The 12129-nt window shown below is 72.4% G+C and carries 11 protein-coding genes; 6 read left to right on the forward strand and 5 right to left on the reverse strand.

Features of this window, described 5'->3' with window-relative positions; genetic code table 11:
• Nucleotides 1–183 precede the first annotated feature (183 nt).
• Complete coding sequence (locus ABD268_RS18955; protein ID WP_344156046.1) at nt 184–1722, forward strand: hypothetical protein; 1539 nt, start codon at nt 184–186, stop codon at nt 1720–1722.
• Nucleotides 1723–1837: 115 nt separating this feature from the next.
• Here ABD268_RS18955 and ABD268_RS18960 read toward each other — a convergent pair whose 3' ends face one another.
• The 3 genes from ABD268_RS18960 to folE are packed head-to-tail and all read right to left on the reverse strand — an operon-like array spanning nt 1838 to nt 4506.
• Nucleotides 1838–2620: a GNAT family N-acetyltransferase gene (locus ABD268_RS18960; RefSeq protein ID WP_344156049.1), complete on the reverse strand. Its 783-nt coding sequence runs from the start codon at nt 2618–2620 to the stop codon at nt 1838–1840.
• A gap of 36 nt (nt 2621–2656) precedes the next feature.
• Entirely contained in the window at nt 2657–3865 is a 1209-nt protein-coding gene (locus tag ABD268_RS18965; RefSeq protein WP_344156052.1) for an NAD(P)/FAD-dependent oxidoreductase, read from the reverse strand.
• Nucleotides 3862–4506, reverse strand: coding sequence for a GTP cyclohydrolase I FolE (folE, locus tag ABD268_RS18970; protein ID WP_344156055.1), 645 nt, complete (start codon nt 4504–4506; stop codon nt 3862–3864). Before folE ends, ABD268_RS18965 begins: the two co-directional genes overlap by 4 nt.
• Nucleotides 4507–4555: 49 nt before the next feature.
• On the opposite strand from folE, the gene ABD268_RS18975 reads away from it, so the two are divergent.
• From ABD268_RS18975 to ABD268_RS18990, 4 genes are all read left to right on the forward strand, one after another.
• Entirely contained in the window at nt 4556–5257 is a 702-nt protein-coding gene (locus ABD268_RS18975; protein ID WP_344156058.1) for a helix-turn-helix transcriptional regulator, read from the forward strand.
• A 39-nt stretch (nt 5258–5296) separates the two neighbouring features.
• Nucleotides 5297–5704 (forward strand): secondary thiamine-phosphate synthase enzyme YjbQ, encoded by a 408-nt coding sequence (locus tag ABD268_RS18980; RefSeq protein WP_344156061.1) that lies wholly within the window; start codon nt 5297–5299, stop codon nt 5702–5704.
• Nucleotides 5701–6276, forward strand: coding sequence for a GNAT family N-acetyltransferase (locus tag ABD268_RS18985; protein WP_344156063.1), 576 nt, complete (start codon nt 5701–5703; stop codon nt 6274–6276). The genes ABD268_RS18980 and ABD268_RS18985 overlap by 4 nt, the downstream gene beginning before the upstream one ends.
• 105 nt (nt 6277–6381) lie before the next feature.
• The gene (locus ABD268_RS18990; RefSeq protein WP_344156065.1) at nt 6382–6759 is read left to right on the forward strand and encodes a cupin domain-containing protein; all 378 of its coding nucleotides are present in this window, start codon (nt 6382–6384) and stop codon (nt 6757–6759) included.
• Here ABD268_RS18990 and ABD268_RS18995 read toward each other — a convergent pair whose 3' ends face one another.
• Nucleotides 6760–8091 carry a M20/M25/M40 family metallo-hydrolase gene (locus ABD268_RS18995; protein ID WP_344156069.1) on the reverse strand — a complete coding sequence of 444 codons (1332 nt, stop codon included), beginning with the start codon at nt 8089–8091 and terminating at the stop codon, nt 6760–6762.
• Nucleotides 8088–10235: a prolyl oligopeptidase family serine peptidase gene (locus ABD268_RS19000; protein WP_344156072.1), complete on the reverse strand. Its 2148-nt coding sequence runs from the start codon at nt 10233–10235 to the stop codon at nt 8088–8090. Before ABD268_RS19000 ends, ABD268_RS18995 begins: the two co-directional genes overlap by 4 nt.
• 18 nt (nt 10236–10253) lie before the next feature.
• Between ABD268_RS19000 and ABD268_RS19005 the strand changes: the two genes are divergently transcribed.
• Nucleotides 10254–12107, forward strand: a complete 1854-nt coding sequence (locus ABD268_RS19005) for an ABC transporter substrate-binding protein (protein WP_344156075.1) — start codon at nt 10254–10256, stop codon at nt 12105–12107.
• Nucleotides 12108–12129 lie beyond the last annotated feature (22 nt).

A 12129-nucleotide genomic window follows, 5' to 3' on the forward strand; every position in this document is an offset into this window, starting at 1 on the left:
CGGGGATCGATGGGTTCACTGACAGCCACCGCCGAAGCCTCGGGGCAGAAGTGTCACCACCAAGATGATTCAAAGTGTTACCGATGTCTTGATGCAGAACTGTCACCGATGTCCTGCCACATGACATTCCACATCTGTGAATGAGCGCTTGCCGACTCGAACAGGTGTTCGATAGAATCAGGTATGGACCTGGCCACCGCCCCCGACGCGCCGCCGGCGGACGCCGCGGAGACGTTGGCGTTGGCCGAGCGGCTGGTGGTCCGGCGCCGCCAGGTGGAGCTGGACGACCTGCGGGTCGCGGCGCACTGGGCCGCCCTGCACGGCAGCGACCTGCGGGAGGATCCGGGGTTCGTGCGGGGCCGGCCGGGCGCGGACCGGCTGATCAGCGTGGGCGGGGAGGGCACCCCGAAGGTGCGGGAGCTGTGCTTCCACGAGCTGGGGATCGCGCGGCAGGTGCACGCCCAGGCGGCCCGGGCGCTGGTGGCCGACGTGCTGGACCTGCGGCACCGGCTGCCGTTGACCTGGGCCCGGCTGGAGGCGCTGGCCGGGGACGCGTTCGTGGCCCGCAAGGTCGCCGCCAAGACCCGGGAGCTGCCGCTGGGGCTGGTGGGGCTGGTCGACGTCGCGGTCGCGACGGTCCTCGGCCGGGTGTCCGCGGGCCGGGTGCTGGCGATCGCCGAGGCCGCGATCATCGAGGCCGACACCGCCGGGCACGCCGAGAAGCTGGCGGCGGAACGTCGCCGCCGGTACCTGGGGCTGTCGCGGACCGACGAGCACGGGCTGCGCACCGTGATCGCCCGGGTCGCCGCCGGGGACGCGGTCTGGATCGACGCCACCGTGGACCGGGTCGCCGACCTCCTCACCACCCGACCGGACCTGCGCCCCGAGGACCCCGGGGATGACCTCACCCGGGATGAGCTCCGCGCCCTTGCGTTCGGGTGGCTGGCCCGCCCCGCCGAGCTCCTCCACCTGCTGCTGGAGGCCGCCCACACCGCCGAGCAGGACACCCAGGCTGCGGACGAGACCGATGCCGCGGAGCCCGAGCCCGAGCCCGAGGGGGTCGACCCGCTCGCGGAGTCCCGGTCCACCGCCCTGTCGCAGGAGGCGCTGGACCTGTTCCGGGCCGCCGACCTGACCACGCTGGCCCCGAGTGTGCAGCTGTTCGTGCACCTGCACCAGGAGGTGCTGGACGGCACCCCCGGGGTCGCGAGGGTCGAGGGGATCGGCCCGCACCTGCTCGAACAGGTGGTGGGTCTGGTGGCGCACACCCGGGTCACCGTCACGCCGGTGGTCGACCTGGCCGACCGGCACGCCGTGGACGGCTACGAGTTCCCCCAGGCGGTCCGGCACCGCACGAGGCTGCGGATGCCCGCCGAAGCCGCCCCCCACGCCACCCGGGTCACCGGGAACAGCCAACGCATCGACCTGGACCACCCCACCCCCTACGACCCCACCGGCCCCCCGAAGCAGACCGGCGACCACAACGCCGCCCCCCTGGGCCGCACCACACACCGGGCCAAGACCCATCTCGGCTACCGGGTCCTCCAGATCGGCGTCGACGCCTGGCTGTGGCGCACCCCGCACGGACTCTGGCGTGTCGTCGACCCCCGGGGCACCCACCCGATCAGCGACTTCGACGCCGCAGGGTTCACCAGCCCCGACCCCCTCCAGCGCAGCCTGGCCCGCCTGTGGTGGGAACACTGCGCCAGCAAGGCCGCCTGAGCGCATACTTCCGCTGTGCGATGGCTGATCAGGCTCGGTGCCGGGCTCGTGATCGTGGTGGTCACCGTCGTGGTCACGCACGTCCTGGGCCCGGGGCCGTCGGAAGCTTCCGCCGTCAGGCGCGGACGCGGCTGGCCCCGAGCTGGGTCTCAGTGTCGTCGAAGCCCACCGAGCGGTAGACCCGGATCGCCAGGTAGTCGGGGTCGGCGACCATGACGAGCGTCTCGGCGCCCATCTCGTCGAGCGCGTGCCGGCCGGCGGCGTGCACCAGCGTGCCGGCGAGCCCCTGGCCGCGGAACCCCGGGTGGGTCTTGACCTCCTGGTAGCGCGCCAGGCCGTCGGCCGAGGTGAAGATGCCCATCGAGGCGACCAGCCGCTGGTCGAGGAAGGCGCCGAACCACTGGCCGTGGCCGTTCCCGACGTTGCGCCGGTGCGCCTCGCCCCGCCGGGTGGCGAACTCCACGCTGTAGTGCTCGTCCTCGCCCTCAACGGCCAGCTCGACCTGTTGCGCCCAGTCGTCGTCACTGACCAGCGGGCGGACCTCGGCCGTCGGGTGCGGCCGAGCGGGCGGGGACACCGCGCGCGCCGTCATCACCGACGAGGCGTCGGTCTCGTAGCCCAGCTCGGCGAACGCCGCGAGGTCGCCGACGGAGCCCTCGGCCCCGTCCACGCCGAACGCCCGGTGCAGCGCGTCCGGGAACTCGCGCTCGAAGGTCTTCACCCAGTGGTCGGCCTGGCCCGGCTCCGGGGGATGTGCGAGCAGGAGGTAGTTCCCCCAGTGGAAGGTGGGGTTGGCCGGCGTCCGCACCACCAGGTGGGTGCCCCGGTCCTCGACCACGCTGCCGTCGAGCTGGAGCAGGGCGAGGTCGGTCCGGTAGCCGAGGGAGCGCAGGTGCATGCGCAGTTTCTAGCAGGCGGGGTCCACAGCGTGGGCCTACACGTCGGTGAGGGGAGTGCCCTCGTCGGCGAGTCGGTCGGGGTCGACGGTGCTGCCGACGAGACGGCGTACGACGTCGATCGCATCCCAGTCGTTGGCCTGCATGCCGGCCACGACGCGGGGGCCGTCGAGCCACCAGGCGGTGAAGACCCGGCCCTCGACATCACCGCGCAGCACCACGCGGTCGTAGGCGCCCGGGGTGGCGTGGCCGACGTACTCCATCCCGAAGTCGTACTGGTCGGTGAAGAAGTACGGCAGCGCGTCGGCGTCGGCCTGCCCGCCCATCAGGTTGGCGGCCGCGACCTTGCCGTGCTGGATCGCGGTGTCCCAGTGCTCCACCCGCAGGGACGTGCCGAGCACGGGGTGGTCGGCGTTGGCCACGTCGCCGGCGGCGAAGACGTCCTCGTGCGAGGTGCGCAGGTGCCGGTCGGTGCGGATGCCGTTCTCGACGACGAGCCCGGCGGCGTCCGCGAGCTCGGTGTTGGGCTGGACCCCGACACCCACCAGCAGGTGGTCGACCACCATCGTGCTGCCGTCGGCGAGCCGCACGTGCACCTCGTCGCCGGACCGGCTGATGCCGGTGACCTCGGCGCCGGTGCGCAGGTCGATGCCGTGCTCGCGGTGGAGCTCGGCCATCACGCCGGCCACCTCCGGGCCCAGCACCCGCAGCAGGGGGAGGTCGAGCGACTCCAGGACCGTGACCTCCGCGCCCGACATGCGCGCCGCGGCGGCCGCCTCGAGCCCGATCCACCCGCCGCCGATGACGCCGAGCCGGAAGCCCTCGCCGAACCGGCGACGCAGGTCGACCGAGTCGTCCATCGTGCGGAGGTAGCCGACCGAGGCGCCGCTGTCGTCCGCCAGCGCCAGCCGGCGTGGCCGCGCGCCGGTGGCGAGCAGCAGCCGGTCGTAGGGGATCGACTCGCCGGCGGCGAGGATCCGGCGCCCGGCCAGGTCGAGGCTCTCGACGTGGGTGGCCGTGCGCAGGTCGACGGCGTGGTCGGCGTACCAGCCGACGTCCTTGAGGATCGCGCTGTCGGCCTCCTTCTCGCCGAGCAGCACCGACTTCGAGAGTGGCGGTCGCTCGTAGGGCGGGTGCGCCTCGTCGGCGACCACGGTGATCTCGCCGTCGAAGCCGCGGTCACGGAGCTCCACCACGGTGGTGCCGGCGGCCAGGCCGCCGCCGACCACCACGATCCGGTCACTCATCGGGTGCCTCCTCGGGTCAGGGCCAGGAACTCGGCGCGGCTGGAGGGATCCTCACGCAGGGCACCCCGCAGCGTCGATGTCACGGTACGCGCCCCCTCGGCACGGGCGCCCCGCAGCGACATGCACGAGTGCTCGGCCTCGATCACCACGCCGACGCCCACCGGGGCCAGCCGCTCCTGCAGGTGGTCGGCGATCTGGGTGGTCAGCCGCTCCTGGGTCTGCGCGCGACGCGCGAAGAAGTCGACCAGCCGGGCGAACTTGGACAGCCCTAGGATCCGGTCGTCCGGCAGGTAGCCGACGTGGGCGACCCCGACGAAGGGGAGCAGGTGGTGCTCGCACAGGGATCGGACCGGGATGTCCTGCACCAGGACCAGCTCGTCGTACCCGGCGCTGTTGGCGAAGGTCGTCAGGTCGAAGTCGGGGACCGTGAGCATCTCGGCGTACGCCGCGACCAGGCGCCGCGGCGTCTCCAGCATGTCGTCGCTGTCGACAGGCAGCCCGAGGGCGGCGAGCATGGTCCCCGCCGCGGCCTCGGCGGCGTCGAGGTCCACGTCCGGCGCCGGCCGTGCCACGCGCTGCCGCCAGTGGCTGCGATCGACGGTCTCGTGGGCGAGGCTCCCGGTGGATGCCAGGTGGCTCATGAGGCTTCCCCAATCTTCTAAAAGTCAGTAATGTGAACGTTAGAGACTGGTGGCAACCACCGTCAAGACCCGGGAGGCGCGGACGATGGACGACGAGATCGAGGCGATCGCGGCGCTCGGCGACCCGGTCCGCCGCAAGCTCTACGAGGTGGTGGTCGCCGAGGGGCGGCCGGTCGGTCGCGAGGAGGCAGCCGCGGGCGCGGCCGTGCCGTTGCACACGGCGCGCTTCCACCTCGACCGGCTGGTCGAGGAGGGCCTGCTCGAGGTCGAGTACCGGCGGCTGACGGGTCGCAGCGGTCCCGGCGCCGGCCGTCCGGCCAAGCTCTACCGGCGGTCCGCGCGCGAGGTCGCCGTGTCGCTGCCCCGGCGCAACTACGACTTGGTCGGCTCGATCCTCGCCGCCGCCGTCGAGCGGAGCCTCGAGGGCGGCGAGCTGGCCGAGGCGCTGCGGCAGGAGGCACGTGCCCGCGGCCGGAAGGTCGGCACGGCGTACGCCGAGTCCGCGGGCGCCGAGCTCGAGCGCACCGCGACCGCGCTGGCCGGTGAGGGGTTCGAGCCGACGGTCGCCGACGAGGAGGTGTGCCTGCGCAACTGCCCCTTCGACTCGCTCGCCCGGGCCCACACGCAGCTCGTGTGCGGGGTCAACCTCGGGTTCGTCGGCGGGGTGGTCGAAGGGCTGGGGTGCTCGGGGGTCGAGGCGCGTCTGGCCCCGGCCGAGGACCGCTGCTGCGTGGTCGTCGCCGCGCACTGACGTGCCGGCGCTCCCCGCCGGCGTGGCACCATTCGGCGGATGGACTCCGAGATGCGCACCTACCGCACGGGCGGGCAGGAGACGGTCCGCGACCTCACCCGCGACTGCTCCGACTTCGTCGACGGACGCGGGGACGGGCTGCTGCACGTCTTCGTGCCGCACGCCACCGCCGGGATCGCGATCATCGAGACCGGCGCCGGCAGCGACGAGGACCTGCTGGCGGCGCTGGGCGACCTGCTGCCCGCGGACGACCGGTGGCAGCACCGGCACGGGAGCGAGGGGCACGGCCGGTCGCACGTGATGCCGGCGCTGGTGCCGCCGTACGCCACCGTCCCGGTCCTCGGTGGACGCCTCATGCTCGGCACCTGGCAGAGCGTGTGCCTGGTGGACCTGAACGTCGACAACGCCGAACGTCAGGTCCGGCTGAGCTTCCTGGGGGCGGCGTGAGCTCGTTCGAGATCCGGCCGGAACAGATGGTCGACCGCACCGCCGTGCGCGCCGTGGTCGAGGCCGCCTTCGGCGAGCAGGGGTTGGTGGTCGCCGACATGGTCGACGCCCTGAACGCCGCGCAGCGAGCGGAGCTGAGCCTGGTCGCGGAGGTGGACGGGGCCGTGGTCGGCCACGTGCAGCTGAACCACTCGTGGGTCGACGCCCGTGAGCGCCTCGTCGACGTGCTCGTGCTCAGCCCGCTCTCGGTCGCCCCGGACCGGCAGCGCGGTGGTGTCGGCACCGCCCTGGTCGCGGCCGCGCTCCAGGCCGCCGAGACCGCAGGGAGCCCGGCCGTGTTCCTGGAGGGCTCGCCGGCGTACTACGGCGCCCGGGGCTTCAACCGCGCCAGCGAGCTCGGCTTCGTCCGGCCCTCGGTCCGGATCCCGGTCGCGGCGTTCCAGGTCGCGCTGCTCTCGGCGCACGAGCCGTGGATGACCGGGCAGCTCGTCTACTGCGACCCGTTCTGGGCGGCCGACTGCGTCGGCCTCCGGGACCCGGACCTCGCCGAGCTCGAGGCGCGCTTCGCCTGACAAGGCCCGGAGGGCTGATCGGCCCTAGCCACCCCCCCGGCAGCCGGCGAAGCATGATCCTCGGAGCCTCGGTGAGGCGGGCGCCGGGCAGAGATGGAGGAAGCAATGTCGAAGGCATCGAGGACGACGGCGTCGGAGAGCGTCGAGGTCGAGGGCTACGAGGGTCACTTCGAGAACATGGACGACGGCTACACGGTGGCGTTCGAGAGGTACACCGCCGACGTCGACCTGACACCGTTCTTCAGCGGCCTGCCGGACGACCAGTGCCAGTGCGCGCACTGGGGATACGTGGTCGCGGGGAAGGTCACGTTCCACGGCAAGCAGGGCGACGAGACGTTCGAGGCGGGCGACGCCTACTACATGGGGCCGGGGCACACCCCGGAGCTCTACGCCGGCACCGAGGTCGTCGAGTTCAGCCCGACCCAGCAGCTGCAGCAGACCATGGAGGCGGTCACCCGGAACATGGAGAAGGTGTCGCACTAGCTACCCGAGCAGCCGACGGGCAAGGTCCACGTGGAAGGTGACGGCCAGGAGCAGGTCGTCGATGTGGACGCGCTCGTCGGCGTTGTGGAAGCCCGCGGTGAGCACCTCGGCCGAGGTGGACCGGAACGGGCTGAAGCCGTACGCCGTGGGGGTCCCGGCCGCGCGCAGGTAGACCGAGTCGGTGAAGCCGGTGCTGATGACCGGCAGCGGCAGCGCGTCGTCCCCGCCCGCCCGGAGCACCTCGGTGAGGGCCGTCATGAGCGGGGTGTCCGCGGCTGAGGCGCTGCCGGCGACCAGCTGCTCGGGCCACTCCAGCTCGTAGGCGAGGTCCGGGCCGAGCCGGGCTCGGACCTCGCGCTCGACGTCGGTCTCCGTCGTGCCCGGCAGGATCCGGCAGTCCAGCTCCATCGACGCGCGCGCGGGCATCACGTTGCGCGTGGTCGACCCGGCCAGCAGCGTCGGCGCCATCGTCGTACCGACCAGGGCCGGGAGCGAGTGGGCGAGGACCGGGTGCAGGGCGGCCGCCCGGGCGATGGCCTGCTCGAGGTCGGTGACCGGCTCGCCCAGCAGCAGCTCGAGCGTGCGGTCCACGAGTGCCGAGGGTGTGCGGCTCGGCATGCCCCGGCCTACGCGGCGCAGCAGCTCGCCGAGCAGTGGTGCGGCGTTGTCCCCGACGCTGGGCGTGGAGGCGTGGCCGGCCTCGCCGACCGCGACCACGCGCACCGGGTAGGTGCCCTTCTCGCCCACGCTGACGGTCTGCACGGTGCGTCCGTCGGGCAGCGGCAGCCGCTCGCCACCGCCCTCGTTGATCGCCAGGTCCGGCCGGATGTCCGGCCGGGCCTCGAGCAGCCAGCGCATGCCGACGTCGGCGGTGCCGTCCTCCTCGTCCGCGACCGCGAGGAGCCACAGGTCGCCCCGCGGCCGGAACCCGGACCGTGCCAGCTCGGCCATCGCCACCGCGCGCGCCGCCACCTCGTTCTTCATGTCGATGGCGCCGCGCCCCCACAGGAAGCCGGCCTCGTCGACGACCGCGGCGAACGGGGGATGGGTCCAGTCGCGCGGGTCGGCCGGCACCACGTCGGTGTGGCCGACGAAGGCGAGCGAGGGCGCCTCCCCGGTGCCCGGGATCCGCGCCACCAGGTTGGCCCGGTCCGGGTCGCGGGCGACCAGCTCGCAGTCGACCCCGGCGTCCGTGAGGTGGTCGAGCAGGTACGCCGCCGGGCCGGTCTCGTTGCCCGGCTTGCGGCCGAGCGCGGCCTCGGGAGCGTTGCTGGTGTCGAAGCGGACCAGCTGACGGGTGAGCTCGACGACCTCCTCGTGCAGCGGGTTCACCGGGCCACCGGCCCACCATGGACCCCCAACCGGTCGAGCACCCAGGCCAGCACCTCGGCCTCGTAGGCCAGGTGCCCGAACCGGCCGGACGGTCCGACGTGGGCGCCGGCCCCGGTCTCGCAGCGGAACAGGCAGCGGGGCGACCACTCCGGGTCGCTCGCGCGCAGGGCGGCCACCCACTTGGCGGGCTCGCGGACCATCACCCGCGGGTCGTGCACGGCTCCGGTGACCAGCAGGTCGGGGCGGCCGCCGGCGGGGGGCAGGTTGTCGTAGGGGGAGTAGGCCAGCATCCAGTCGAACTCCTCGCGCTTGCGCGGGTCGCCCCACTCGTCCCACTCGGTGACGGTCAGGGGCGTGGCGGCGTCGAACATCGTCGTGACCACGTCCACGAACGGCACCTCGGCCACCACGGCGCGCCACCGACCGGGCCGCTGGCTGAGGACGGCGCCCTGGAGCAGGCCGCCGGCGCTCAGGCCGCGCGTGGCGATCCGGGTCCCGTCGACCAGCCCGTCGAGGCCATCGGCCACCGCCAGGTGGTCGGAGAAGGTGCGGTGCTTGTGCTCCAGACGCCCGTCGAGCCACCAGCCGCGGCCGCCCTCGCCGCCGCCCCGGACGTGGGTGTGCACGTAGACGACGCCCCGGTCCAGGATGCTCGGCAGGGCCGGGTCCCAGTCCGGCTCCTCGGTCGCCTCGTAGGCGCCGTAGCCGTAGAGCAACGCCGGCGCGGTCCCGTCCAGGCGCGTGTCCCGGTGCCGGATCACGGTGGCGGGCACGAGCGTCCCGTCCGGCGCCGGGAAGCTCATCCGCTCGGTGACGTACCGGGTCGGGTCGTGCCCGGGCGCCCCCTCCCGCAGCCGGTCCTCGACCTTCCCGGAGGCGAGGTCGACGTCGGACCACACCGGGGGCTCGACGTGGGCCCGGTCCGTCACGGTCACCGCGGAGGCGTCGTACGCAGTGTTGCGGGCGAGGTGGACCGCGCCGGCGGGGAACCGGCTGGCCAGCACGGTGCCGGGGCCGGCCAGGTCGTCGGCGGGGACGATCCGGAGCCGGTGCTCGGAGCCGCTGCGCAGGCTCATCACGACGTGCCCGGCGAACGCGTCGACCCGCTCGAGGCGCTCGGCGGGGTCCTCGGGCCGCACCTCACGCCAGGTGCGGTGGTCCTGGTCGGCGTCGAGCGGCACCGGGCAGTCGACCAGGCGGAACTCCGGCGCCTCGTCGTTGGTCACCAGCAGCAGCCGTCCGGGACCGGTCTCGTCGCGGACGTGCTCGGCGCGGTACAGCACGCCGCGCCGGCGGCCGCCGACCGATCGCGCCGGCGACTCGGGGGAGTGGGCGTCGACCGCCCAGGTCTCGCCGGTGTCCCGGCTCTCGGCCAGGATCAGGACCACGTCGCCGCTGCGACTCTGCCGCAGGGTGAGCTCGAACCGCTCGTCCGGCTCGACCAGCACCCGCACGTCGTCCTCGACCGGGGTGCCGAGCCGGTGCCGCCACACCTCGTGCGGGCGGTAGGCCTCGTCGTGGACGGTGTAGAAGAACCAGGCCGAGTCCGCGCTCCACGCGCCGCCGTAGTAGCTGCGCGGCACCACGTCATCGAGGTCGGCGCCGGTGCGCAGGTCGCGGAACCGCAGGGTGAACACCTCGTCGCCGGCGGTGTCGACGGAGTAGGCGAGCAGGTCCTCGTCGGGGCTGACCAGGGTCAGGCCGAGGTCGAGGTAGCCGCTGTCGTCGGCCAGCGAGCCGATGTCCAGCACGACCTGCCCTGATAGCAGTGGGGTGCGGTTTTCGTCGCGTGACCCGCCTTCGAAGTCCGGATTCGGTATCGAATCGGTCTCGGAGCCATGGATTTCTCTGACCAACTGACCGTAGTCACTTCCCGCGAGGTGCCGGGTGTAGTAGGAAAACCTCGAACGCCGCCACGTCGGTGAGACGTCGGCGTCCGGAACTCGGGACACCATCTCGGCCTTAACGGTGGAGACAAGGGAGTGCAGATGCGCACACGCAGAGTCGTAGAAGGCCCGTTCGGCGGCCAGGTTCTCCAGCAGGTCCGACGTCGAGTGGCGCATCCAGTGGTAGGGATCCGGGCGCGTCACGCCGTGCTCGCAGTGCTCGAACGACTCGCGTCGGGCCACCGGAGGTCGGGTCATGGCGGTCAACGTACTCCCGTGAGCCTGCTGGCGGCGGCCGGCCTGACGGCAGCCTTCCTGACGCCGGGGCTCGCCCTGGGCGGGGCCGCTGCCCCGGCGACCGCCGCCGACAAGACGACCTTCACGCTCGGGATCCTCAGCGAGGTCGACTCGTTCAACCCCTTCCTCGGCGTCCAGTCGGAGGCCTACGAGGCGTGGGCGCTCAACTACGACTTCCTGGTCGGCTACTCGATGAAGGACATCTCGCCCGAGCCGGAGCTGGCCACGAAGTGGTCCCACTCCGACGACGGGCTGACCTGGACCCTCACCATCCGCGACGGCGTGAAGTGGTCCGACGGCGAGCCCCTGACGGCCAACGACGTCGCGTTCACGTTGAGCCGGATCATCGACGACGGTGGTCCCTGGGCGGTCAACTACGGCACCTACCTCAAGGGCGCAACCTCGGCGACCGCGACGGACGACACCCATGTGGTGCTCAAGCTGAGTCAGCCGATCGCCTCGCTCCCGCTCCTCCCCATCCCGATCGTGCCCGAGCACATCTGGAAGAACGTCAACGTCGACGACCTCAAGAGCTACGCAGCGGAGCCCGAGAACGGCCAGCCCGTGGTCGGCTCGGGCGCCTTCACGCTCGTCGAGGGCACGGCGGGTGGCTCGACGTACCGCTTCGAGAGGAACCCCAACTACTGGGGTCCGACCCCGCACATCGACGAGGTCGTGATGCAGGTCTACAAGAGCGCGGACCCGATGGTCCAGGCGCTCATCAAGGGCGAGATCGACTTCGCCGAGGACATCTCCCCCCTGCAGGTCAAGTCGCTCGAGGGGAAGCCGGGGATCACGGCTCACTTCGGCAACGGGGTCTACTTCGACGAGATCGCGTTCAACACCGGCGCCGTCGACCCCGAGACCGGCCAGCCGAAGGGGGACGGCAACCCGGCGCTGAAGGACCCGAAGTTCCGGCATGCGCTCGGCTACGCGATGGACAACCAGCTGATCGCGGACAAGGTCTACCAGGGCGCCGCGGAGCCAGGACAGACGATCATCCCGCCGTCCTACTCCGAGTGGAGGTGGGAGCCACCGGAGGACCAGGCGTTCACGTTCGACCTGGACAAGGCCGGCCAGCTGCTCGACGAGGCCGGCTACAAGAAGGGGTCCGACGGGCTGCGGACGATGCCGGACGGGTCCCCGCTGGGGACCCTGCGGCTCGCGGCCCGCAGCGACGCGACATCGGACACCTCGATCAACACCATGGACTACTTCAAGGAGTGGCTCGACGAGCTCGGCATCAAGGCCGAGGTGGTCCCGTACACGTCCGGCCGGCTCACCGAGGTGATCCTCGACGGCAACTACGACGCCTTCGAGTGGGGCTGGTACGTCGAGGCCGATCCCGACGGAGTGCTCAGCTACTTCACCTGCGACGCGCGTGGCGCCCTGTCCGACTCGTGGTACTGCACCAAGAAGTACGACCGGATGTACGAGCAGCAGCACGTGGAGATGGACCACGACAAGCGCGTGGCCATGGTGACGAAGATGCAGCAGATGATCTTCGAGGCCTCGCCTTACCTGGTCACCGTCTACATCACGACCGGCGAGGCGGTACGCAGTGACCGGTTCGCGTGCTTCCAGCCCCAGCCCGACCCGGGCGGCGTCTGGCTGATCCAGTACGGCGGGCACAACTACACGGCGATGCGGCCGGCCGACGAGGCCGGTGACTGCGACGGGGTGACGAGTGCCATCGGCGCGACGGCCCCCTCGGACAGCGGCGGCTCGAGCTCGACGTTCTGGATCATCACGGGCGGCGCCGTGGTCGTCCTGGCAGCAGCGGGCGGGGTCGTGCTCGTGCGTCGTCGCGCGACGGTCGGCGAGCGCGAATGAACCACCCCACGAAAAGACTCGC

It is taken from the genome of Nocardioides koreensis (assembly GCF_039531775.1).
In the GTDB taxonomy this organism is placed as follows: domain Bacteria; phylum Actinomycetota; class Actinomycetes; order Propionibacteriales; family Nocardioidaceae; genus Nocardioides; species Nocardioides koreensis.